Annotated in this window: 20 protein-coding genes; 3 read left to right on the forward strand and 17 right to left on the reverse strand. The window is 54.1% G+C overall.

Features of this window, described 5'->3' with window-relative positions; translation table 11 throughout:
- Positions 1-148 precede the first annotated feature (148 nt).
- Both nifA and nifL read right to left on the reverse strand, forming a co-directional pair.
- Positions 149-1,723 carry a nif-specific transcriptional activator NifA gene (nifA, locus tag A0G03_RS20960; RefSeq protein ID WP_048259560.1) on the reverse strand — a complete coding sequence of 525 codons (1,575 nt, stop codon included), beginning with the start codon at positions 1,721-1,723 and terminating at the stop codon, positions 149-151.
- Entirely contained in the window at positions 1,720-3,207 is a 1,488-nt protein-coding gene (gene nifL / locus A0G03_RS20965; RefSeq protein ID WP_048259559.1) for a nitrogen fixation negative regulator NifL, read from the reverse strand. The genes nifA and nifL overlap by 4 nt, the downstream gene beginning before the upstream one ends.
- Positions 3,208-3,591: 384 nt before the next feature.
- Here nifL and A0G03_RS20970 point away from each other — a divergent pair, with 384 nt between their 5' ends.
- A complete protein-coding gene (locus tag A0G03_RS20970; protein WP_048259558.1) occupies positions 3,592-4,122 on the forward strand; it encodes a flavodoxin in 531 nt (176 codons plus the stop codon).
- 309 nt (positions 4,123-4,431) lie between these two features.
- Here the strand turns inward: A0G03_RS20970 and nifM are convergent, their stop codons facing one another.
- The 10 genes from nifM to A0G03_RS21020 all read right to left on the reverse strand — a co-directional run bounded on the left by nifM (position 4,432) and on the right by A0G03_RS21020 (position 13,509).
- On the reverse strand, positions 4,432-5,229 hold the full coding sequence (gene nifM / locus A0G03_RS20975; RefSeq protein WP_048259557.1) for a nitrogen fixation protein NifM: 798 nt from the start codon (positions 5,227-5,229) through the stop codon (positions 4,432-4,434).
- Entirely contained in the window at positions 5,229-5,672 is a 444-nt protein-coding gene (locus tag A0G03_RS20980) for a nitrogen fixation protein NifZ (protein WP_048259556.1), read from the reverse strand. The genes nifM and A0G03_RS20980 overlap by 1 nt, the downstream gene beginning before the upstream one ends.
- Complete coding sequence (locus tag A0G03_RS20985) at positions 5,669-5,926, reverse strand: nitrogenase-stabilizing/protective protein NifW (protein ID WP_048259555.1); 258 nt, start codon at positions 5,924-5,926, stop codon at positions 5,669-5,671. Before A0G03_RS20985 ends, A0G03_RS20980 begins: the two co-directional genes overlap by 4 nt.
- Positions 5,895-7,070 carry a homocitrate synthase gene (nifV, locus tag A0G03_RS20990; protein WP_048259554.1) on the reverse strand — a complete coding sequence of 392 codons (1,176 nt, stop codon included), beginning with the start codon at positions 7,068-7,070 and terminating at the stop codon, positions 5,895-5,897. Before nifV ends, A0G03_RS20985 begins: the two co-directional genes overlap by 32 nt.
- Positions 7,071-7,083: 13 nt before the next feature.
- The gene (gene nifS, locus A0G03_RS20995; protein ID WP_048259553.1) at positions 7,084-8,292 is read right to left on the reverse strand and encodes a cysteine desulfurase NifS; all 1,209 of its coding nucleotides are present in this window, start codon (positions 8,290-8,292) and stop codon (positions 7,084-7,086) included.
- Between the two features lie 30 nt (positions 8,293-8,322).
- The gene (gene nifU / locus A0G03_RS21000) at positions 8,323-9,162 is read right to left on the reverse strand and encodes a Fe-S cluster assembly protein NifU (RefSeq protein WP_048259552.1); all 840 of its coding nucleotides are present in this window, start codon (positions 9,160-9,162) and stop codon (positions 8,323-8,325) included.
- 226 nt (positions 9,163-9,388) lie between these two features.
- Positions 9,389-9,856, reverse strand: coding sequence for a NifB/NifX family molybdenum-iron cluster-binding protein (locus A0G03_RS21005; RefSeq protein ID WP_048259551.1), 468 nt, complete (start codon positions 9,854-9,856; stop codon positions 9,389-9,391).
- A complete protein-coding gene (nifN, locus tag A0G03_RS21010) occupies positions 9,843-11,228 on the reverse strand; it encodes a nitrogenase iron-molybdenum cofactor biosynthesis protein NifN (RefSeq protein WP_048259550.1) in 1,386 nt (461 codons plus the stop codon). The genes A0G03_RS21005 and nifN overlap by 14 nt, the downstream gene beginning before the upstream one ends.
- A 9-nt stretch (positions 11,229-11,237) precedes the next feature.
- The gene (gene nifE / locus A0G03_RS21015; protein WP_048259549.1) at positions 11,238-12,611 is read right to left on the reverse strand and encodes a nitrogenase iron-molybdenum cofactor biosynthesis protein NifE; all 1,374 of its coding nucleotides are present in this window, start codon (positions 12,609-12,611) and stop codon (positions 11,238-11,240) included.
- Positions 12,612-12,900: 289 nt separating this feature from the next.
- Positions 12,901-13,509, reverse strand: coding sequence for a TetR/AcrR family transcriptional regulator (locus tag A0G03_RS21020; protein WP_080965226.1), 609 nt, complete (start codon positions 13,507-13,509; stop codon positions 12,901-12,903).
- 159 nt (positions 13,510-13,668) lie between these two features.
- Between A0G03_RS21020 and A0G03_RS21025 the strand changes: the two genes are divergently transcribed.
- Positions 13,669-14,859 carry an MFS transporter gene (locus tag A0G03_RS21025; RefSeq protein ID WP_048259829.1) on the forward strand — a complete coding sequence of 397 codons (1,191 nt, stop codon included), beginning with the start codon at positions 13,669-13,671 and terminating at the stop codon, positions 14,857-14,859.
- Between the two features lie 306 nt (positions 14,860-15,165).
- On the opposite strand, the gene A0G03_RS21030 is transcribed toward A0G03_RS21025, so the two are convergent.
- The 5 genes from A0G03_RS21030 to nifH form a co-directional block, all read right to left on the reverse strand.
- Positions 15,166-15,828, reverse strand: a complete 663-nt coding sequence (locus tag A0G03_RS21030) for a NifB/NifX family molybdenum-iron cluster-binding protein (protein WP_048259547.1) — start codon at positions 15,826-15,828, stop codon at positions 15,166-15,168.
- Positions 15,829-15,841: 13 nt separating this feature from the next.
- Positions 15,842-16,060 carry a putative nitrogen fixation protein NifT gene (gene nifT, locus A0G03_RS21035; RefSeq protein WP_039292650.1) on the reverse strand — a complete coding sequence of 73 codons (219 nt, stop codon included), beginning with the start codon at positions 16,058-16,060 and terminating at the stop codon, positions 15,842-15,844.
- A 72-nt stretch (positions 16,061-16,132) separates the two neighbouring features.
- Positions 16,133-17,701: a nitrogenase molybdenum-iron protein subunit beta gene (gene nifK / locus A0G03_RS21040; protein ID WP_048259546.1), complete on the reverse strand. Its 1,569-nt coding sequence runs from the start codon at positions 17,699-17,701 to the stop codon at positions 16,133-16,135.
- A gap of 58 nt (positions 17,702-17,759) precedes the next feature.
- A complete protein-coding gene (gene nifD / locus A0G03_RS21045) occupies positions 17,760-19,208 on the reverse strand; it encodes a nitrogenase molybdenum-iron protein alpha chain (protein WP_048259545.1) in 1,449 nt (482 codons plus the stop codon).
- Between the two features lie 59 nt (positions 19,209-19,267).
- The gene (gene nifH, locus A0G03_RS21050; RefSeq protein ID WP_011094487.1) at positions 19,268-20,149 is read right to left on the reverse strand and encodes a nitrogenase iron protein; all 882 of its coding nucleotides are present in this window, start codon (positions 20,147-20,149) and stop codon (positions 19,268-19,270) included.
- 489 nt (positions 20,150-20,638) lie between these two features.
- On the opposite strand from nifH, the gene nifJ reads away from it, so the two are divergent.
- A partial coding sequence (nifJ, locus tag A0G03_RS21055) for a pyruvate:ferredoxin (flavodoxin) oxidoreductase (protein WP_101749551.1) occupies positions 20,639-23,515 on the forward strand: 2,877 nt, incomplete at its 3' end.

Raw genomic sequence — 23,515 nt, forward strand, 5'->3', positions numbered from 1 at the left:
CAGAGAGGTGCAAAGGCCGTACCGTTTAGCGTGACTATTAAAATCAATGTAAAACATGAAGATACGAAATTTCCACGTCATCGAATTTGTCAGGATTGCAGCAGTAGGCCGACAATGTGGCATATGCCACAATCCTGTCTCATCGGAATCACAGGCGATGCATATTGATATCCATCGTCTGAATGCGATAAGCCACCTGGCGCGGTGTCATACCTAACAAGCGCGCTGCCTTGGCCTGTACCCAACCGGTTTTCTCCAGTGCGGCAATCACCCGCTGCCGTTCATCAAGAGACGGATCGCACCAGCCTTCATCCGGCGCAGGTAAAATGTTGGTCGCTTTTGGCGCGACCTCACGATGGTTAAACATAATCACATCACGATCAATCAATCCGCTTTCTGACATCACGGCGGAACGTTCCAGACAATTCTCCAGCTCACGCACGTTGCCCGGCCAGCTATAGCCCATGAGTAAGCGGATGGCTCCATCGCTTATCCGCAAAGGGCGTCCCTGATGTTGGCCGATTTTCTGCACCAGAAAATCGGCGAGTTCAGCAATGTCCTCTTGCCGTTCACGCAGCGGAGGCAGCGCAAGCGGCATAACATTCAGCCGGTAATAGAGATCCTCACGAAAATGGCCAGCCCTCACCTCTTCTTCCAGATTACGGTTAGTCGCCGCAATAATACGGACATCCACCCGAATGGTTTCATCGCCGCCAACGCGTTCCATCTCCCCTTCTTGCAAAATTCTCAGTAACTTGGCCTGAAACGAGGCGCTACTTTCACCGATCTCATCAAGAAACAGCGTGCCGCCATCGGCTAACTCGAAGCGTCCTTTACGCTGCCGCACGGCACCGGTAAAGGCCCCTTTTTCATGACCGAACAATTCGCTTTCTAGCAGATTATCCGGCAGCGCAGCGCAGTTGAATTTGACGAATGGGGCGGCAGCACGCGGTGAATGGTAATGGATAGCATTGGCCACCAGCTCCTTACCCGTGCCGCTTTCACCCTGAACCAGCACCGTGGTATCCCAGCGTGAAACCTGACGAATAACCTCCATGGTTTGCCGCATTGCCTGACTCTTTCCCACCATGTTGTCGAAACTGTAGGAACGCGGCGGCGTGACGCAGGTTCTCGCCCGTACGGTGGTCACCGCCGGTTCTGGCACCGACCTCGGGCGGGCGGGTTGCATCAGGCGCACCGTTTGCGCCACCAGATTGGCCACGGTTTCCAGAAAGCGCGTACACGCTGGCAAGCGCTCTTCGTAGCGTGCCATCGGTTGTGCAGCCAGCACGCCAATCGGCTGAGATTCAATGCCAAACAGCGGCACTGCGATAAACGGCAGGTTGTAATCGTACAGGCCCAGTTTATCAAGAAAGCGTTGATCGTCAGCCACCCGAGGCAAAACCAGCGGTTGATGCTGTGCTAATACCGTCCCTACTAGTCCTTCACCGGGGCGGTAGCGAACATGAGTCCCGCTGGCGATCAGTTTTTCATCGGCTTCATGCAGCGCCTCCACCGACAGCCCCCCATTCTGTTTGTCATACAGACAAACCATGCCGTGCTGCATGAATGCATCATCGTGCAGCACGCGTAACACCGCCTGTAGTGCTTCGCGAACCTCTGTCGCCCGGCTCAATGCCGCGCTAATACGCTGTATGGCGGTAAACTGCTGAGAAAGATCGAACCGCCAAGTCAGGTTGCTTGTTTCAGGAGCCTGCGTCATTTTGCACCTCCAGCCAGAGAGGGTGAGAGAGGAAAGCGCAGGATAAGGCAGGTACCGCCTTGTGCGTGCGCCGACAGATCGATGGCACCCTGATGATCGGCCACCAGCGTCTGAATCAGGCGAAGTTCCATTCCCTTGCCCGGTGAACTCAGCGTTGCTGGCGCGGGAGCAAAACGGACCTGCGTCATCGGTACGTTGTCTTCCAGATAGATCGACAGCCAACCGCGCTCTTCGCGAGCATAAATCTGGATTGATAGTTGAAAAGGTGCAATTTCTGCCGCCAGCGCCAGCGTGCGGTCCAGCCATAGGCTAAGGCACGCCAGCACCTGCGTTCGTTGGCCGAAAACAGTCAACTGCGGCGACTGCAATTCATATTGCAAGCGATCGTCACGATTCAGGCGCGACTGGTATAACGACGTCAGATCGTCCAGCAGGGATTTTATCGACCACTCATCCTCGGGTTCGAATGCCAGAGAAGGTCGGCACGCCTGTAACCGCGCCATGGCTTCTTCCCCCTCACGCCATGCAGACTCCAATGCGACATTACTATGATCTTCACCGTTTAAACGCCGTGCAGCAGCCAGCATGTTGAGCGGACAGTTCAGTTGCACCATCGCAGCACCCAGTGATTCACGGATTGCTGCCAGCAATATGCCATTAGCAATTTGCTGCTTCAGGCGATCGAGTCGCCCTTGCTGTTGCTGCTGTTGTTGCTCCGTACAATCGGTAATCACAACCAAGGTGCGCGGCAACGCACTGTCCGTGAAGTAACGGCTGGCTTCTTCATTGACGCCAGGTAATGCCCACATTCCCAGCATCAGCCAACGAACCGAGCCGCGAACCATCACGGGCAACGGTTTTCCCTCACGCAGCACGTTCTTATTTTTGCCATATTCCAGTACTGACAAGAGTTCTTTGCCACCGCAATCGGCGCACAGCGTTTTATAGGCCAGGTTATCCATAATGACGCGGTCGTTATCATCAACCACCACCACCGCCGCAGGAATGTTATTCAGCACAGCAGTCATAAGCGTCATATGGTTACGCAACCGCTGTTCAAGGGCATAACTGGCGCTAATGTCTTTATGCATCGCCAGATAATGTTCCAGCTCCCCCTGTGCATTAACGATCGGCGTGATATCAATATCAGCCAGATAGAGGGAGCCATCCCGTCGGCGATTAATCAACTGTCCTCGCCAGGCCGCACCCTGTAATAAGGTCTGCCACATATCGCTGTAGACTTCTCCGGGCGTTTGCTGACTGGCGAGAATACGGTGGTTTTGCCCGAGTAATTGAGACAGAGGAAAACCCGTCAGACGGCAAAATGCCGGATTGGTGTACACAATACGCGCCTGTGGATCGGTCACAGAGATCGCCACTGACGATTGCTCCACAACAGTAGAGAACAGCGCCGGATGCTGGCGCGATAAATGACTGACAATCTCCCCCTGCGGAAGAGACTCCATTATCAGGTTTATGGTCATGGCCTACCCTTACAACATCAGATGCCGTCATGTCAGGTTCGCAACAATTTGTGCTACGAACCGACACCCTTCTCCGGTCGACTACCGGCACCAATAACCATGCAAACACTGCGCCCTTTATTCATTAACTAACCTAAAGATTGATCGCCCCCCCCTGTTTTAACGTTAAACCACGTAGAATCCTTACTGCATCAGGTAAAAACCCTATCTTCTGGCCTGACTAGCCTCCTCAATCAGTACAGAAATAGTGCAGCGTCGCGCTAAAAAAGTGCAAAATATCGCCAGAACGCTCAATGCCAAATTTGGCATGATATTCGCACTTCACTGTACAGATACCTGCCGCCTCCGGCGGCGATCCTTCTCAATATCAGTCAGGAGTGAACTATGGCGAACATTGGTATTTTCTTTGGCACCGATACGGGGAAAACCCGCAAGATCGCCAAAATGATTCATCAAAAATTGGGCGGCACGGCGGATTCGCCGGTCAATATCAACCGCACTTCTCTGGACAGTTTTCTCTCTTATTCGGTTCTGCTGCTCGGCACGCCGACGCTGGGTGAAGGCCAGTTACCGGGGATGAATGCGGGATGTGAGAACGAGTCATGGCAAGAGTTTATCGCTGAATTGCCTGATGAAGCGCTGGCTGACAAGACGGTCGCCTTGTTCGGATTAGGCGATCAGCAAGGCTATCCTGATAATTTTGTCAGCGGGATGAAAACCTTATATGACGTGGTTACCGCCTGCGGTGCCAAGGTAATCGGTGCCTGGCCGAATGCTGGTTATGATTTCAACACTTCAGCCGCCTTGGTGGACGACCAGTTTGTCGGATTGGTACTAGATCAGGATAATCAGTACGATCTCACGGATGAGCGGCTCGATAGCTGGTTGGAAACACTCAAGCCCGCTATCGGCTGATCCGCTAAAAGGTGGAGGCCTCAGGCACTCCACCTGGGTTTGCTGACAAAGTACGCTGAGCGGTGATAATGGGTAGATCGTAAAGACGCTGTGAATACATCCCTGTACGCTCGGATTGCGCAGATATGAATCTCATCCCTGAGATTCACCCTTTCAGGGCCGTCGCAAGCGACGTTCAAAAGCGTTCCTGACGCTTTTGTCCATGGCGCAAACGCTTTACTCTTCTATCCCATTACCCCCGTTCTCGTTCCGTAAACAGTTTTGTCAACGGTCTGAGGTAGAAGCCTAAGGCTCTCTATCTTTTTATTTCTACTCACGACTCGGCACCAACTGGGCTAACCATTGGCGCTGTTGTTCTTTCTGACGTTGCAGCAACAGGTGATCGTAGGCTTTTGCCAACGCGTCTTCCTGCGCCATCGGCGTTTCTGGGCGGATCGCTTCACATAACAGCAGGTGCCATCCTATATCGGTCGCGATGGGGGCACTTAATTCCCCTTCGTGTAGCGCAAATAGCGCCTGATCCAGTGACGTAAACAACAACCCGCGGCTGACCCACCCCAGCAATCCGCCTTCCAACGCCGTCGGACACTGGGAATGACGTTCGGCCAACGTCGCAAACGCGGCGGTGTCCGATTGTAGCTGGCGATGCAGCGCAAGAAGCTGCCTGTTGATAGCCTCAGAATCGTCTTCCCCCGTGGTCAGCAGAAGATGCCGAGTCAAACGCTGTTCTGGACGACAAAAGCGAGCAGCATGACGCCGATACCACTGCTCAACCTCCGCGGAGGTCGGCAACGGCACCTGTTCGGAAATACTCGCTAACTGTCCCGCCATCAGCACATGGTGCTGGATCACCGCCGTACGTTCGGCGGCAGAGAATCCAGACTGCCGTAAATCAGGTTCCAGCTCCTGTGTTACTGCCTGCACGAGGTCTGGCGTCACTGTCGATACGCTATTTTGTGCCGCGTCCACCACAGCTTGTTCCAGCAGCAACTGGCGAGCCAATTGCTGCTGGAGAAGCCGCTGGCGATCTACCGGCAATTGCGTCGGTGTGGTGTTCCACATTTTTTGCGCCAGGCGCCATTCACTAAAACGCTGCCAGGCCAACATCAGCGATCCTCCTCCGCCAGTTCCAAAACACTGGCAGGGACCTGAAACCAGCGTTCCCCAAACATCACCGTGTAGCAATCCCCCAGCTCTCCTTGACCAGTAGCGAAAATTTGCCCACGCTGACCAACGTCCACCACCTGTTCGCCGTTGATGGAAAGCGTTTGCCTGCAGTGAACGCCATCACCGTACTGAAAGATGCCGGCGTTCCACGGTATTTCCGCCACGATCAGCTCCTGTTCGCGGCACCCCACAACGCGATCGCTATCAAGGAAATGCACCTGATAGATCAGTTGGTCCTGAAGAAAAACGCCCCATTCACGCACATATCCTACTGTGCCGCGCCGTACCAGCAGTTCACCTCGTTTCATGCCTGCCATGGTGCCGTCGTTACGCAACGAACGCACGACGCGCACCGCATCGCCAAATGCAAAGCGCGGTATCATGGTGTGACCTCCGGTTGGTAGCAGTGATAACTTTCTGCCAATAGCCGACGTGCCAACTGCCAGTCAGCATCTTGCACCGCCTCCAGTGTGTTACGCAGTGGCACCGCCGCACGCAAACGACGGTGGAAATCACTCAGCACCGATAAACTACAAATTTGCAGGGCATGGGGATCGTACGGCACGGAAAAAAAATCAAAAAAGGCCTCGGCACTCTCCAGCTCATTAACGCCGGGTAACTGGTAGAACCATTCCATCGTTTGCCCTCCCCATCACCGCATCACTGCCACACAGTTCGCGATACATCTCCAGCAATTCATAATCCAGAGGATTGCGCTTCCAGTTTTCCGCAAAAGCGCGGACGCTGCGCAGCAACGCTTCCGTCTCACTCGCCTGCGGTTGAAAACCTAAACGGGCAAAAATCCCCTCTACCGCTTGCCGTCCCGAATGTTTACCCAGAACCAAACGGAACTCACGCCCCATGAGCGCCGGATCGATGCCCTGATAACTGCTACTGTCGTTTAGCAAGGCTGCAACATGCACACCTGATTCGTGGGTAAATACCTGCTCCCCTACCAGCGGCTGCTGTTTGTCGATGGTGCGCTGTGCCGCGCTTGCCACCAGTTGGCACAGCGCGGGCAAGCGGGCGAAGCGGATGCCACTGTCACGATCGAGACAGCGTTCCAGCGCTAACGCCACGGTTTCCAGCGCAGCATTGCCTGCCCGTTCCCCCAAACCCAACACCGTGGTATTAACATGGGAAACGCCAGCCTCTACCGCCGCCAGCGTATTGGCCGTGGCCAGCCCAAGATCGTTATGCGCATGCATTTCAATCTCACCTCCCCAGTTTTGCCGCAAGGTACTGATACGAGCAAAGGTAGAGAACGGATCAAGCACGCCCAGCGTATCCGCAAAGCGCAGCCGTTCAGCCCCTGCCGCGCTAGCAGCGATCGCTATCTGACGCAGAGTGTCATCGCTAGCGCGCGATGCATCTTCACAGCCGACGCAAACATGTAGCCCTTGCTGACGAGCCTGAGCAATCAGCGAGGAAAGCTGTACCAACAATGGGTTGAGCGGTTGACGCAGCTTCTGTTCGCGCAACCGGTCCGATGCGGGAACAGAGATATCCACCCAATTCATGCCCAGATCGGCACTTTGCCGAATTTCCAGCGCATTCATCCGGCACCAAGTCATCAGCACGGTGTCCGGCAGGCGGCGGCGAATAACTGCAATACGCGCGCGTTCATCGCCTCCCATCGCGGGGGTGCCGACTTCCAACGCGGTCAACCCGGCATCAACTAATGCCTCGGCAATCGCCAGTTTTTCGCTGGCGCGAAACGCTACGCCGGGGCTCTGCTCACCATCACGCAGCGTAGTGTCATTGATAATGATATCCGCCATGCCGTTCCCCTTATCAGCCATAGGTCGGCATAAACTCGCCGCCGGATACCGTCTGAGGCTTACCTTGCTGCCAATAAGGTGACAGGGTGCGCAGCCGTTCAATAATCGGCGGTAGTGCCGTAATCACCTGATCGATCTCTTTCTCGCGTGTGTAGCGCGACAGCGAAAAACGAATGCTGCCGTGAGCGGCCGTATAAGGAATATTCATAGCGCGCATCACATGGGAGGGTTCGAGTGAGCCGGACGTGCAGGCGCTGCCGCTGGAGGCGGCAATACCGACATGATTGAGCAGCAGCAGAATGGCTTCTCCCTCAATAAACTCGAAGGCAATATTGAGCGTATTGGGCGTGCGTGGTTGCCCCTCGCCCATCACGATTACGCTGGGAATCACCTGCGCCAGCCCCTTTTGTAAACGGTCACGCAGGGGTTCCACCGCCGCACTCATCATCGGTAAATGCACGTCCGCCAATTCACAGGCACTGCCCATGCCGACAATACCCGCAATATTCTCAGTGCCGGCACGGCGTCCACGCTCTTGATGCCCACCGCGCAGCAGCGGGCGAAACCGAGTAGAGCGGCGTAGGTAGAGGCATCCAACCCCTTTCGGGCCATGAATTTTGTGCGCCGAACAAGACAACATGTCGATGTCACAGCTCGACAACACGATAGGGATTTTCCCGACCGCCTGTACCGCGTCACAGTGAAATAACGCCCCCTGTGCATGTGCCAGCGATGCCATTTCACGCACAGGAAACAATACGCCGGTTTCGTTATTCGCCCACATCATCGTCACCAGCGCGACACGGTCACTCAGCAGGGCGCGGTATTGCGCCATATCCAGTTCGCCCTGCGCAGAAACACCAACCTGATGAATGGTATAGCCTTGTCTGGCAAGGTGTTCACAGACTTCCAGAGTGGCGGGATGTTCCACCGCGCTAGTGATGATCTCACGCCGTTCCGGTGCCAACGCCACGGCGGAATGGATGGCGGTGGACGTTGCTTCAGTGGCACACGATGTGAAGATGATTTCGCTGTCATAACGTGCGCCTAGCAGGCTGGCAACCTGCTGCCGCGCTTTCTCCAGCGCCCCGCGACAGGGCGTGCCGAAATCATGAATCGACGACGGATTACCGTAATAATCAGTCAGGAATGGCATCATGGCTTCCAGCACCATCGGATCGAGACGAGTGGTGGCATTGTTATCGAGATAAATGTTTTTCATGTGCGCTGCCTCGCTGAACAGTCAATAAGCTCACGCGGCCTGTGCCGCAACCACTTCCATATAGCGCCCCGTGCGCTCCACCAGCTTTTGTTGCAGCCAGGCCAGCGTCATGTCGGTCATCATGCATCCCTGGCAACTGCCAGACAGGCTGACCGTCACCTGATGGTCGCTGACGTTGAGTAGCGCCATGTCACCGCCATCAGCCTGAATATACGGACGCAGTTCCGCCACCACGTCAGCGACCAGCCGCCACGCGGAAGTCTCTGCCTCCGGCACCTTGAATTTTTCAGGCAGCGCCGCCTGTTCTTCGATAATTGCCGCCAATGCCAGCTCGATCTTTTCATGGCACGCCGTGCAACCGCCGCCCGCTTTGGTGTAGTTGATTACCTCTTCCAAGGTGGTCAAGCCATTCGTCACCACCGCACGACGAATCTGGCCTTCATCCACGGCGAAGCATTTGCAAATCAGCGCCCCTTCCTCATGGTCATCCTCCAGCGTCTCACCCCGGTAATTGGCGATAGCCGCACGTAGCGCTTCCTGCCCCATCACAGAACAGTGCATTTTTTCTGGCGGCAGCCCATCGAGATAATCTGCGATTTGCTGATTGGTGACCTGCTCCGCCTCATGCAGAGTGCGGCCAATAATCAACTCAGTCAGCGCCGAGGAGGAAGCAATCGCGCTCCCGCAGCCGAAGGTTTGAAAACCGGCCTCCTGAATGGTTTCCGTGCCCGGATCCACACGCAGCATCAACCGTAAGGCATCGCCGCAACTGAGCGAGCCGACATCACCCACGGCATTCGCCTGCTCCACCACGCGGGCGTTACGCGGGTTAAAAAAATGGTCTTTCACTTTCTCGGAATAGTTCCACATGCTCTCAGCTCCCTACGATGCAGATAAGCAGAACCCTAAGGCTCCGGCCCCCGCATAGGCGTTATGGACGGGTTAGCTCAAAACAAGCAAATGTGATGCCATTCACAAAAACACATTACAATCAATGTGATGGGGGAATTCGCTATAAAAAAAACCGCGATGAATGTCGCGGTTTATGTCGGTTTTGTCGTACAGACGACATTGTTGCGGGTTATGCCGTAATGATTCAGGAGGCGTCATCTTCCTCACGCCATTCGGTTTCCACCATCAGTTGTTGGAAGCGATCCGGATCCCGTTGGCGACGTCGGGTAGCTTGTTCACTATCCACCCAGCATTGTTGGATTTGCTGCAATAGCTGTGCAATGGAGGTCGCTTCTGGCACGCGGATGGCGCGAACGCCGACCTGCAACAATTGACGGAATACCGTCTCGCCAATCGCCACACAATAAAGGGTGACACACTCTTCCAATGCACTGATACGGCTGGCGAGTTTGTCTTCGCCATGCCCGTATTCCACGTTAAAATCCACCACCTTCAGCAGCTTGACCTCATGTTGTTTGACGCCATAAACCACCAGACGTGGCGTCGCGCCAAAATGCTGGTCCACATGGTGGTAATCTGAGCTGGCGAAAGCGACTTGCATCGACCACACCGCTGAACTGATGGTGCTGAGATTGCGGTTAACATGCTGCATGTTCCACCCCCTGACGCCTCACTGCCGGAAATTGCTGACGCAGTGGCGAGTGATAAGCAGGCACCGGATGATGTTCATTCAGCAACCGATTCGCCAATTCGAACAGCGTATCGCGCATGCCTGCATATCCTTGGCGCACACGACGAAATTCGCCAAGACGGTCATATATGGGAAACCCAGCACGAATCAGCGGAATACCAGATTGCTCAGCCAACCCTGCAGCATGAGAATTGGCGACCAGCAGATGCGCGGGGGTTTTAATCAGCAGATCCTGCATATCCTCCAGATCGCCGATCAGAACCTGCTCAACCGGCAGATTCAGTAACCCAGGTTGGCTCACGGGCGCGACCACAGGTCCCGGCACCATGCCTTGGCTAAGGGCGAAGTCGCTCCAGGCCGCCAGCACATCCCCCTCTGCGGCCAACGCGATGGCTTTATCCTGTAATGCCATATGACAATCGATCATCGCATCCTGCAACTGACCTCGCTGACGGTCAATCCAGGCCGGTACGTCACGCCCAGAAAGCTGTTGCAGGTGATGGATAAAAGCATCCATAGTCGCAAGCGTCATCAGGTGCGGTAAATTTAATGCCACGCCACGACTGCGTTGCGCCAGTAAACCCGCCGCACGCTGGAGCGACACACCCAGCGTGATGGTGCTCAGGCTTTGCCCCATCTGTTCAATATTGCGTAACACCGCCCCGCCTTGGGTAACAGATTGGTAATCGCCACTCGCGAGATGACCATCCAACGACTGTGACAGATCCGGTAGCAGTATCGGTTGCAGGCCAAACGCCTCGACATAGCTGCGGATAAGCTCCACATCCCCCGGCGTAAACACATGGCTGAGTAGCAAGTTAACGCGGCGGTTGCGCATACCTGCGGGCGGTTTTTCTGGGATCCATTGTGCAATCACCCCTTCCAGCACTGCGCTGTAGCCATTTTCTAGCGACCCATAGAAATCTGGCGTATTGACCGTGAGCAACGCTATCGATTTAAAACGCGGATTATCAGCGCGGAATTCGCTTACCGCTCGCGTCATATCGCTGCCTTGTGCTTCCGACAAGCCAGTACTGATGATCACAATCGCCTTAGGTGCATTGCGCTGACACAACGTGGTCAAGGCCGTCAAAATATTGCTGTCTGACCCCATCACCGTCGTGGTTGGATCCATGGCGGTGGACTGTAGCGGAATGGGATCGTGAAAATGCTGAATAAAAAACACCTTGGCAAAGGCGCTGCAACCCTGAGCGCCATGAACCAGAGGAATGCAGTGTTCGATGCCCTGACTGGCCAGAATCGCCCCCAGAGGCTGCCCGCTTTTAATTGGACTGGTCGCCAGCGGCTTTTTGTTACGAATAACCTGAGCCATAGTTTGCTCCTAATGCCAGGGGGCACGTTGATGAGTCTGCGCCCAAATCGGGCTTTCCAGCGTCAGGCATAGCTGTTCCGCCAGCGTCACAATACCGCGATACCCTGCGTAGGCGTGCTCGCGCTCCTGATTGATATCGAGAAATGGCAACCGAGCCTTATAGGCGGTGTACATGTTGCGTCCCCCGGCGATCATCAGGTCAGCGCCATAGCGATACGCCACATCCAGCAAGGTGCGCGCATTCCCCTCATCCAGCATGATGGCATCATCCCCCATCAGTTCGCGGATACGCTGTTTGTCTTCCTCGGTAGATTTACGTGTCCCAGTCGCCACCACGATCATACCGAGATCCTGCAAAGCCGAGACCACCGACCAGGATTTTACGCCTCCGGTATAGAGCAGTACCTTGCGCCCTTGCAGGCGTTCACGATACGGAGCCAACGCCTGTTGCGCCGTCGCTTCTTCTCGCGCAATCACGGTTTCCGTACGCTGCATCAGGTCGGGATCGTCTAACATGCCCGCGAGCTGGCGCAGCGCATCGGACATGGCACGCACACCATAGAAGCTGCCTTCAAACCACGGCGTGCCATAACGTTGTTCCAGCGTGCGCGCCACGTTGATCAACGCACGCGAACACACCAGCATGTTGACCTGAGCGCGATGCATCGTCTGGATTTCGGCAAAGCGCCCATCGCCGGATAAATTGCCCAACACGCGGATACCCAGCTCATCCAGCAGCGGCTGCACATGCCAAAATTCGCCAGCAATGTTGAACTCACCAATCAAGCCAATATCGTGACGCTGTGCAGGGGAAAACGGTGTGTCATCCCGCCACGGCGCAGGCTCACGCGTCCCAATCACCTGTTTTACCATCACTTCTCCTGCCAGACGGTTACCCAGATTCTTGCTGCCGTAGAATCCGGCGGCATCCACCGCAATCACCGGAACCCCTACTGCGACTGACGCTGCCCGGCACACCGCCTCAATATCATCGCCCTCCATCGCCGGGACACAGGTGTTGTAGATAAAAACGGCGGCAGGGTCGTATCGCTCCACGATATGGCGCACGGCATGAAACAGCCGCCGTTCACCACGCCCCATGATCACATCCTGCTCGTTGAGGTCGGTGGTAAACCCCAAACGATTGATCGCTGGCCCGGAACTTTGGCTACCACGGTTATCCCATGAACTGCCCGCGCAACCGATAGGGCCATGCACCAGATGGGCAACATCCGCCAGCGGCAGCAGCGTAATTTGCGCCCCATCAAACGCACAGCCGCCTGCCGTCGCGCCAGGTTTAGGCGCACTGCATCCCGATTTTTGTTTATGGTTATGTTCGCAGGCGGGCTCATCGAGCAACGCCAAAATTTCATTTCCCTTCATTTTGCCCTCGTCGAGTCGGTTGACCTTACTCAACTCTTTTTGTGCAATTCACAGGCCATAAATTAATTTATTAATTTCAATCAGATAGGTTTTTCGCCTTTGTAACAAAGGCGACAATAGCGGAATATTGAGGGGGAGTGGTGTTACTGGACTCCATTTGGGAAATGGAAAATATTGTACGTTACGGTTGTTTTTTGTACTGACTAACAGCAATTGATCAAGCAGATAGAACAACACGATTAGGGTCAGACACATCGAAGACAGAACCGCATACGGGTTTGATTACACGCTACAAACGTGCGGTGTCCCATAATTTCATTATTTGCGCGATGCCCCGTAGTGTCTCTTTCAGCGGCACATTATCCCGGGCGAGCGTCGATATTCCCACCAGAAAACTGTCAAAACAGACCGCCAGGGAAAGGGTGTCCTCACCATTAACAAGCTCACCGCTGTTTATGCCTCTCTGTAAGCAATTCTTTATTCCCTCCCTGGTGTGACGCCTTGACTCAGCAAGGGGCTTCAGGAGATCCCCGTTTTCATCAGAGCATAGGGGCATTACGCTCAGCGCAACCATACATCCCCGGGGATGACCGGGTTCATACTGCATTTTTGCCGAATTCGTTAATGCCATCTCCAGCGCCTGTCGTGGAGGCAGGTTGGGATCCCAAAGCGATGATGTTACCTGTGCATGTGTTTTCAGATAACAATCAACCGCCTCGTTAAAAAGAGAAGCTTTCGAACCAAACGCCGCATAAAAACTGGGCGCACTGATCCCTTTGCCTATCGAGGCCTTCAGATGGGCAAGTGATGTTGCCTCATAACCCTGTTCCCAGAAAAGATGCATTGCCTGTACGACAGCTTCATCTCTGTCAAACTGCCTTGGTCTGCCTGTTTTCATGATCCTGCCCTCCTTAAATATATACTAATCGATACAAAACTCATTGACAACTCTCCCTCCCGACACTCAACATATATACCGATCGATACATTAATGATCATTTATAGCTGCCTTGTGAAATCCACGCAGGGTGAGAAACCTTCTGGAGAGTTATTTTATATGAAAAAACATACGCAAAATGATGGGGCTGATAGCCTGCCTGTTTTTGCTTTACTGGCACTGGCCATGACGGGTTTCATCTGTATATTGACCGAAACAATCCCAGCGGGTCTTTTGCCTGGCATAAGTTCTGGCCTTAATATATCACCATCCGTTGCCGGGCAGATGGTAACCGCTTATGCAGCGGGTTCACTTCTGGCCGCCATTCCCCTGACTATCATGACCCAGGCATGGTCCAGACGCCTGGTTTTGCTTACCACGGTGGGCGGCTTTCTGCTCTTCAACAGCCTGACGGCTTTATCTGATAGCGTTGTTGTCATTATGTGCGCCCGGTTTCTTGCCGGTGCGGCTGCTGGGCTGGCATGGAGTTTAATTGCGGGCTATGCAAGAAGAATGGTTGCTCCTCCACTTCAGGGACGGGCTCTTACGCTGGCAATGATTGGTACCCCTGTCGCACTTTCCCTCGGCGTGCCTGCAGGAACCTGGCTGGGGGATCTCCTGGGGTGGCGTCTGACTTTCGCCGTTATGTCCGGATTATCCGTGGCACTGATGGCCTGGATCATTCTGGCTGTGCCTGATTATCCAGGGCAGGCCACCCGGCAAAAAATGCGTCTCACTTCTGTCCTGTTGATCCCCGGTATCCGTCCTATTCTGGGAGTGGTTTTGACCTGGATGCTTGCGCACAATATTTTGTATACCTATATCGCCCCTTTCCTGTCCCAGGCAGGGCTTTCATCAAGCGTGGATATTGTCCTGCTGGTTTTTGGCCTGGCTGCGATGGTCGGGATTTTCATCACCGGTAGGGTGATAGACTCCGGCCTGCGTATTGCCGTGCTTCTTTCACTTTCAGTATTCGCCCTTGTTTCGATCATTTTTGGTATTTCTGCCACGTCCCCCGCCGTGATTTATCCCGGAATAGCAGTCTGGGGCCTGACGTTCGGAGGCGCTGCAACATTACTGCAAACAGCCCTGGCAGATACGGCGGGTGAGCATGCTGATATTGCGCTTTCAATGAATGTGGTGACCTGGAATAGCGCTATCGCTCTTGGTGGCCTTACAGGCGGGCTTCTGCTCAGACATGAAGGAGCCAGTTCTTTACCCTGGGCCCTACTTGCTCTATTAATCGTTGCTCTGATTATTGCCTTTCGTGCCAAGAACCATGGATTCCCTGCGGGGGAGCGCTCATCGTAAACAGCTTGATTATATTTTTTCAGGGCGCCATTACTTTCTTATAAGAGGTCGTAAAAAAGGTCGAGGGGCATGTGTTGGCATGGGTGTGTACACTGGCTACCCGAGGAATGTCCGGCACCGTTGAATCCACTGGTTGTGAAATTTATTAACGACCAATAATAGCCCCTCTGTTTTCCACAAAAACTACGCTTTCGCGTAGTTTTTTATCCCTGGATATTTTCAGTTGAAGGTTAGATTTTACCCTTAACGTACGATAATTTCCGTTTCCCAAACGGAGCCCTTACTTGTGGGCTAAATACTTGCGGGCTAAAATATCCGTTCCTCCAGCGGATTGCCTTTTTCCAACCGTTTCGCCAACCAGGGTGGGAGACGGTCCGCCATCAGCGCTTGCAGGGCATCGCACTGTGACAGAATAGAGGTGCCCGGTGGGACTTTCATCGGGTGCACATTATGGCGAATAATGCGCGCTGCCGCTGGACCACCAATCGCTTCGCAAAAGAGCAAATGGCACCCTTCCAACAGTTGCGCACGGATTTCATTCCCCTCTTGTTCCCCTGACTCGCTAGGGTAACGGCGTAGCCCATGTAGCCAGTACCCCGCCTCGTCACACGCATAGATAAAAAACAGCCGACACTGACCAAAATGTCCGTTGATGGTCATGCCATCCTGTGACGAAAATGCAGCCAGTAACTGCGGCTGACGTCCCTTCGGCGAGACCACAGCCAGATGCGGTGGCAGTTCGCCCCGCAGGCAAGCCATCACATCCCGCCAGCGGCTGCGCGTCAGGATCGCGGGATCGCCAGGAAACGTGGCCAGCAGTTGCGGCTGATTCAGGGACATGAGAAACGCCACATCCAGAGAGACATCCTCCCCCTGATTGAGCCAGTGTAATAACTGCGGTGGCGAGAGTTCCGGCAAGCATTGAATCAGCGCAAACAACCGCCAGAACAGACGATCATCATCAGACATGCTCCCCTCCTGTTCATACCACATCAGGCCGTGTGGCACGTAAACTGATCGGAAAAGCAGGTTTCTCTGCTTGCGGATTAACGTAGTAACGTTTGCCCCCTTCCAGTTCAACCTCACCACCCCAACGTTCGTGGCTATCGAATTCAATCCCGGTCACTCTCGCTTCCAGATCTTGTTTGGCGATATAGCAATACAGTTGTGCATTGCGTTCACGAAAAATCACCATCGGCATCGCGTCCTCCTTTGCTGCATGTGACGGCCCGAACAACGTCGGGCCGATATGGCGGTCAAAATAACCACACGATTAGCGAACAAGATCAAAGCCGTAGTCCGTTTTTCCCAGCTTCATGGTGTCGCGATCCAGCTTTTCCAATACCGCATTGACCAGAGAGGTGAGAATCGACATTGCGCCTTCATAACCCCAGGTTGTTTGGCGGTGCAGATGGTGGCGATCAAACAGCGGGAAACCGAGGCGAATCAGCGGTACTTCAAACCGCTCACCCTTCGCCAACGTGTCGCGCTGAATGAATTTTCCGTAGGAGTTGCCGATCATAAAATCGGGCTGTTTGGTGAACATCAGCGAGCGGAAATGCCACAGATCGCAATTGATGTACACATCGCTTTCCTGCCCATAGGGTGATGCTTCCAGTATTTTTTTCATCGCTTTCTGCCAGCGTTTGTTGCCGTTGTGGCACAGGATCACCGTTGGCTCGCATCCGAGTTCTAACAAGAACTGTGTCAGCCCCATGACAAAATCCGGGTCGCCATACAAACCGAAACGTTTACCGTGCAGCCAGGTATGTGAATCAAGCATCATGTCCACCAGCCGTCCACGTTCCAGCGTCAATGCTTCACCGATCGGCACGTCGGTCAGCGCACTGATGGTCATCAGGAGTTTATCCGTTGCGCTTAATCCGATAGGGACTGACACCTCGGTGGCAGGCTGATTCCAGACATCCTGAACCATTTTCTTGGTTTTGATCAGGTGCCACGGCTGCAATAACAGCGTATCAATGGCGTTCGGCGCATCACGCATCTCTTGCTGAGTAGTCCCCCCGGCATACATGCGGTAGTGGCCGTCGGCAGGCGTATCCAGCACTTCGGAAGGGTCGGACAGAATGGCACAGGGGACGCCCATGTCAGCCATCATGCGTTTCAATACCCGATAGTTCCCCAGATAGGTTTCAAATCCCGTCACCAGATTAAGGCGCGGCAGGCTACCCAGCTGATAATGTTTATCTTCCCCCACGGTAAAGGTACGGGCGAAGCCCTCAAACATATTGTCCCAGCCGGTGATGTGGCTACCGATAAAACTGGGGGTATGGGCATAAGGGATCGGCATGTCGGCATCGACAAAGCCATCTTTCTTGGCATTGGCGATAAACGCCTGAAGATCGTCACCGATGACTTCCGCCATACAGGTGGTAGAAACCGCAATGACCTCCGGTTTGTAAAGCGCGCTGGCGTTCTCCAGACCCGCGTTCAGGTTGTTATTCCCCCCGAATACGGCGGCATCTTCCGTCATTGAGTCCGAAACGCAAGCGATCGGCTCTTTAAAATGACGGTTGAAGTAAGTACGAAAATAGGCAACACACCCCTGCGAACCATGAACATAAGGCAAGGTGTTGGCAAAGCCGAGAGAACACAGCACAGAGCCTAAAGGCTGGCAGGCTTTCGCGGGATCAATGGTTAGCGCTTCGCGCTTAAAATTCAGTTCCTGATACGCTTGCGTGGTGGTCCACTCAAAGACCTCGCGTACCCGCTGCTCATCATGCGCCTCTTCCAATGGGCGTTTATTGTGAAACAGCGTTTGGTATTCCTCCTGCTCGAACAAGGGGTAGCAGGACTGGGCTTTCTCTGCAGTTTGGCTCATGGTGCTCTCCTCCCGCGCCACTCATCTGTGAACTAACGGGATATCAGGATAATAAGAATCAGGCTGATTTCAGCCACGGGGCTGTCAACGCTTGCCAACTCGGGTTATTGAGCGTCATATCCATATCGCGGGCAAAAATGGCGAAACCGTCATAGCCGTGATAAGGGCCGGAGTAATCCCAGGAATGCATCTGGCGGAACGGCACCCCCATTTTCTGAAAGATATACTTCTCCTTGATCCCCGACCCGACCAGATCCGGTTTTAAGGCTTTGACAAACGCCTCCAGCTCATAGCTGCTGGCGTCATCGAACAGCAACGTGCCCTCTTTCAAATCAGGCAACGTCCGGTCGTAATCGTCGTTATGACCAAACTCATAGCCGGTTCCGATAATCTCCATACCGAGATCTTCGTACGCCCCGATAATGTGGCGTGGACGCAACCCGCCGAGATAGAGCAGGACTTTGCGCCCTTCCAGTCGCGGACGGTATTTGGCGATCACCGCATCCGTTTGCGCCTGATAGCGAGCAATTACCGCTTCGGCGTTTTTCTGAATCGTCTCGTCAAACTGCAAGGCAATCTTGCGCAGTGATTCGGCAATTTTGGTCGGCCCGAAGAAGTTGTATTCCATCCAGGGAATGCCATGCTTTTCTTCCATATGGCGTGAGATGTAGTTCATAGAGCGGTAGCAGTGAACCAGATTCAGCTTCACATAGGGGGTGTTTTCCATCTCCACCAACGTGCCGTCGCCGGACCATTGCGCCACGACTCTCAGCCCCATGTCTTCCAGCAGAATGCGTGAAGCCCAGGCATCGCCGCCGATGTTGTAGTCACCGATAATCGCGACGTCATAGGCCGTTGATTCAAAAGGTTTACCCTCACGGTTATCCAGCACCCAATCGCGGATCACGTCGTTGGCGATATGGTGACCTAGCGACTGCGACACACCGCGAAAGCCTTCACAACGCACCGGAACCACAGGTTTGCCGATAGCTTCACGGCTAACATTCGCGACCGCTTCGATATCATCCCCAATCAGCCCCACCGGACATTCCGACTGAATGGAGATGCCTTTGGTCAACGGAAACAGAAGTTCCAGTTCCTCGATCAATTTGGTGAGCTTTTTATCGCCACCAAACACGATGTCCTTCTCCTGAAAATCGGAGGAGAAATTGAGAGTACCGAAGCTGTCAACGCCGCTAACGCCGTTGTAGTAGTTACGACGCCCCGCACGGGAATATTGACCGCAGCCAATCGGCCCGTGGGAAACATGGGCCATGTCCTTGATCGGCCCAAATACCACACCTTTGGAACCGGCGTAGGCGCAGCCGCGAACCGTCATCACCCCCGGCTGGGATTTACGGTTGGAAACCAGACATTTTCCGACGCCCTCCTGCGCCGGATCGGCCACCATCATGTGTTTCTTACGCTCTTTACGCGTTTTGTCAGGGAAAACCTCCAGCACTTCCTGGATGATCGCCTGATTGCGTTCACTCGTTGCATTTGCCATTCCAATGTTCCTTCTGCGTCAACTGCCCCCTCACGGCGGCCTATGACGGGGTTAAGCGATCAGGCAGCATTCTCTTCGGCGGCAGTCTTACCAATGATAGTGGTGTCCTCTTCCTCCATGATGCCGAATTCCATCAGCAGCTCTTCCAGCTCATCCATGGTGCAGGGCACCGGTATAACCTTCATGGTGTTAGCGACAATTTTCTGTGCCAGTTGGCGATATTCATTAGCCTGACTACAGTTCGGGTCATACTCGATCACGGTCATACGGCGAATTTCGGCGCGCTGTACGATGTTGTCGCGCGGGACAAAATGGATCATTTGGGTGCCGATTTTTTCTGCCAGAGCGATGATCAGTTCATCTTCACGATCGGTGTTACGTGAGTTACAGATCAGGCCACCCAGACGCACCTTGCCGGTTTTGGCGTATTTCACGATCCCTTTGCAGATATTGTTGGCGGCGTACATCGCCATCATCTCTCCCGAGCACACGATGTAGATTTCCTGCGCCTTGTTTTCACGGATCGGCATCGCGAAGCCGCCGCATACCACGTCCCCCAGCACGTCATAGAACACGAAGTCGAGGTCGTCGACATAGGCACCTTCCTCTTCAAGGAAGTTGATGGCGGTGATAACACCACGCCCAGCACAGCCAACGCCCGGCTCTGGGCCACCTGATTCTGCACAACGTACGTTGCCGTAACCGATTTGCAGCACATCTTCCAATTCGAGATCTTCAACCGAACCGACCTCTGCAGCCATCTCCATAATGGTGTTCTGCGCTTTGGCGTGCAGAATCAAACGGGTTGAATCCGCCTTCGGATCACAACCGACGATCATGATCTTCTTACCCATTTCCGCCAGTGCGGCGACCAAATTCTGAGTCGTGGTGGATTTGCCAATCCCCCCTTTGCCATAAATGGCACATTGACGCATAGCCATGGTGTCTTCTCCTGTTTCGGGTTGAATGCGTGATGCACGTCCTAACCGTTGCAGGGAACATACCAGCCGGGCCAATATCATTAATGCATTGAATTTCATGATATTAATAAAAGAAGAGGCGTAAAAGGCGAGACAAACACAAGACAATCAGCGAACCAATTGTTGTAAAGAGAACAATTGTGGCCAGAGAGGGGGCTGAGCGTGTCGGCGTGCCTGTTCAGCCCGCATCACCACGACAGTTTGTTGGCAGCCCGACAGGATGTGGCTGTTTCTGTCTTATTCCACGCAATTCCTCACCCTATCCCTGTGACATTCGCGGCAACCACTCAAGTTAACCCATTAAAAAATAGTGTCATTTTTTCTATAACTCGACATGGCACAGGCTGTGCTACTGACTCGCTGAGACGGTGAATCAGGGGCGCGGCCTGTCATTGCCCATTTTCACCTGCGCCCAACGTGTCACCTGCTCCCAACCAAGAGGAATCCCGCATGACCCGAAAAATGAAAACGATGGATGGGAATGCCGCTGCGGCGTATATCTCTTACGCCTTCACCGACGTAGCAGCCATCTATCCCATCACCCCTTCTACCCCCATGGCAGAAAACGTAGATGAATGGAGCGCACAGGGTAAAAAGAACCTGTTTGGTCAACCGGTACGCCTGATAGAAATGCAGTCCGAAGCCGGAGCTGCTGGCGCGGTGCATGGTGCTCTGCAAGTCGGGGCCTTGACCACCACGTACACCGCCTCGCAGGGACTGCTGCTGATGATCCCCAATTTATACAAAATTGCCGGCGAGCTGCTGCCGGGCGTGTTTCATGTCAGTGCTCGCGCGCTGGCTACCAATTCGTTGAACATCTTTGGTGACCATCAGGATGTGATGGCGGTACGTCAAACGGGCTGCGCCATGCTGGCAGAAAGCAGCGTGCAGCAGGTGATGGATCTCTCCGCCGTGGCGCACCTTACCGCCATCAAAGGCCGTGTGCCTTTTATCAATTTCTTCGATGGATTTCGCACCTCGCACGAAATCCAAAAAATCGAACTGCTGGACTATGAAGAACTAGAACCGTTATTGGATCGTGACGCGCTGAATGCCTTTCGCCGTCGCGCCCTGAATCCCGATCACCCAGTGATTCGAGGGACGGCACAAAACCCGGATATTTACTTTCAAGAACGCGAAGCCGTTAACCGCTTTTATGACGCGCTGCCTGAGATGGTGGAAGGCTATATGGCGCAAATCACCCACCTCACCGGGCGCGAATACCATCTGTTTAACTACCACGGCGCGCTGGATGCCGAACGGTTGATCATCGCCATGGGGTCGGTGTGCGAGACCATTCAGGAAACCGTCGATTATCTGAATCAGCAAGGGGAAAAGGTGGGGCTGCTGACGGTACATCTCTACCGCCCGTTTTCTCTGCCGCATTTCTTTGCCCACATCCCAGAAACCGTACAACGCATCGCGGTACTCGACCGCACCAAAGAGCCGGGATCTCAAGCTGAGCCCTTATGCCTCGATGTGAGAAATGCCTATTACCGTCATGCACAACCGCCGCTGATTGTCGGTGGACGCTACGCGCTGGGAGGAAAAGATATTCTGCCAGCACACATCGTTGCCGTATTCGAGAATCTTAAGCGCCCATTGCCGCGAGATAGCTTTACCGTGGGGATTGTTGATGACGTGACCCACACCTCGTTGCCGGTTTCAACGACACCGATCAACGCCTCGAAACCAGGAACGACCGCATGTAAATTTTGGGGACTGGGTTCCGACGGTACTGTGGGGGCTAACAAAAGCGCCATCAAGATTATTGGCGATCACACCCCACTCTACGCTCAGGCCTATTTTTCCTATGATTCGAAAAAGTCGGGCGGCATTACCGTCTCCCATTTGCGCTTTGGACAGAGCCCGATTACCTCGCCTTATCTGATCCACCATGCGGATTTCATTGCCTGCTCGCAACAAAGCTACGTGGAGAAATACGATCTGCTGGTGGGGTTAAAACCGGGCGGCACTTTTTTACTTAACTGTTCCTGGACGGCTGAAGAGCTGGCAGCGAAATTACCTAACGCCATGAAACGCTATCTGGCGCAGCACGCCATCCGTTTCTATACCCTCAACGCGGTACACATTGCGCAGCGTCTCGGGTTAGGTGGTCGTTTTAATATGATTATGCAGGCGGCTTTCTTCAAGCTGGCCGCGATCATTGCGCCAGAAACCGCCGCCGACTATCTGAAAGCGGCAGTAGTCAAATCCTATGGCAGCAAAGGCCAAAACGTGGTGGACATGAATAGCGCGGCGATAGACGAGGGGATGCAGGCGTTGGTCGAAGTGATAATCCCCGAAGCCTGGGCGACGCTGCCGGAGGTGGAAGTCAAAGAAGTTCGCGTCCTGCCCGATTTTATCCGCAATATTCTGGAACCGATGAATCGCCAGGAGGGAGACAACTTACCCGTCAGCGCCTTTATTGGCATGGAGGATGGGACTTTCCCTCTCGGTACTGCCGCCTATGAGAAACGCGGTATCGCAATTCAGGTGCCCGCATGGCAACCCGAGGGCTGTACTCAGTGCAACCAGTGTGCCTTTATCTGTCCTCATGCCGCTATTCGCCCCGCTCTGCTGAGTCAGGAAGATCGAAGCAATGCCCCAGTGGCGCTGTTAAGTAAGGTGGCTCAAGGGGCGAAGGCCTACGAATACCATCTGGCAGTATCACCGCTGGATTGCTCCGGCTGCGGTAACTGTGTCGATATTTGCCCATCACGCGGCAAAGCACTGGCAATGCAGCCGCTCGATAGCCAGCGTCATCAGATTCCGCTATGGGAGCATGTGCTCTCCCTTGCGCCTAAAAGTAATCCCTTTAACAAAATCTCGGTAAAAGGCAGCCAGTTTGAAACGCCCCTGTTGGAATTTTCCGGCGCATGCGCGGGCTGCGGTGAAACGCCCTATGCCAAGCTGTTGACCCAGCTATTCGGCGATCGCATGTTGGTCGCGAACGCAACCGGATGCTCCTCCATTTGGGGAGCCAGCGCACCGTCCATTCCCTACACCACCAACCATAAAGGGCAAGGACCGGCCTGGGCTAACTCACTGTTCGAAGACAACGCCGAATTTGGTCTGGGTATGTTGTTGGGAAGCCGAGCGATCCGCGATCAGCTTGCTAAGGATGTGCAAACTGCACTGGCCTTACCCATTACTCCTGCACTGAATACGGCATTCAGCAACTGGCTGGAACTGAAGGATCGCGGAGAAGGTTCACGGGAGCGTGCCGATGCGGTGATCGATATGCTGGCAGAAGAGCGCGGTAAGGATCCCCTACTCACTCACCTTTATCAGAACCGTGATTACCTGACCAAGCCTTCGCAGTGG

The organism is Pectobacterium peruviense, from assembly GCF_002847345.1.
Classification (GTDB): domain Bacteria; phylum Pseudomonadota; class Gammaproteobacteria; order Enterobacterales; family Enterobacteriaceae; genus Pectobacterium; species Pectobacterium peruviense.

Coding starts and splice junctions, on each gene's coding strand:
- nifA (WP_048259560.1), bottom strand. CDS start 1,723: ATGACGCAGGCTCCTGAAACAAGCAACCTGACTTGGCGGTTCGATCTT.
- nifL (WP_048259559.1), bottom strand. CDS start 3,207: ATGACCATAAACCTGATAATGGAGTCTCTTCCGCAGGGGGAGATTGTC.
- A0G03_RS20970 (WP_048259558.1), top strand. CDS start 3,592: ATGGCGAACATTGGTATTTTCTTTGGCACCGATACGGGGAAAACCCGC.
- nifM (WP_048259557.1), bottom strand. CDS start 5,229: ATGTTGGCCTGGCAGCGTTTTAGTGAATGGCGCCTGGCGCAAAAAATG.
- A0G03_RS20980 (WP_048259556.1), bottom strand. CDS start 5,672: ATGATACCGCGCTTTGCATTTGGCGATGCGGTGCGCGTCGTGCGTTCG.
- A0G03_RS20985 (WP_048259555.1), bottom strand. CDS start 5,926: ATGGAATGGTTCTACCAGTTACCCGGCGTTAATGAGCTGGAGAGTGCC.
- nifV (WP_048259554.1), bottom strand. CDS start 7,070: ATGGCGGATATCATTATCAATGACACTACGCTGCGTGATGGTGAGCAG.
- nifS (WP_048259553.1), bottom strand. CDS start 8,292: ATGAAAAACATTTATCTCGATAACAATGCCACCACTCGTCTCGATCCG.
- nifU (WP_048259552.1), bottom strand. CDS start 9,162: ATGTGGAACTATTCCGAGAAAGTGAAAGACCATTTTTTTAACCCGCGT.
- A0G03_RS21005 (WP_048259551.1), bottom strand. CDS start 9,856: ATGCAGCATGTTAACCGCAATCTCAGCACCATCAGTTCAGCGGTGTGG.
- nifN (WP_048259550.1), bottom strand. CDS start 11,228: ATGGCTCAGGTTATTCGTAACAAAAAGCCGCTGGCGACCAGTCCAATT.
- nifE (WP_048259549.1), bottom strand. CDS start 12,611: ATGAAGGGAAATGAAATTTTGGCGTTGCTCGATGAGCCCGCCTGCGAA.
- A0G03_RS21020 (WP_080965226.1), bottom strand. CDS start 13,509: ATGAAAACAGGCAGACCAAGGCAGTTTGACAGAGATGAAGCTGTCGTA.
- A0G03_RS21025 (WP_048259829.1), top strand. CDS start 13,669: ATGAAAAAACATACGCAAAATGATGGGGCTGATAGCCTGCCTGTTTTT.
- A0G03_RS21030 (WP_048259547.1), bottom strand. CDS start 15,828: ATGTCTGATGATGATCGTCTGTTCTGGCGGTTGTTTGCGCTGATTCAA.
- nifT (WP_039292650.1), bottom strand. CDS start 16,060: ATGCCGATGGTGATTTTTCGTGAACGCAATGCACAACTGTATTGCTAT.
- nifK (WP_048259546.1), bottom strand. CDS start 17,701: ATGAGCCAAACTGCAGAGAAAGCCCAGTCCTGCTACCCCTTGTTCGAG.
- nifD (WP_048259545.1), bottom strand. CDS start 19,208: ATGGCAAATGCAACGAGTGAACGCAATCAGGCGATCATCCAGGAAGTG.
- nifH (WP_011094487.1), bottom strand. CDS start 20,149: ATGGCTATGCGTCAATGTGCCATTTATGGCAAAGGGGGGATTGGCAAA.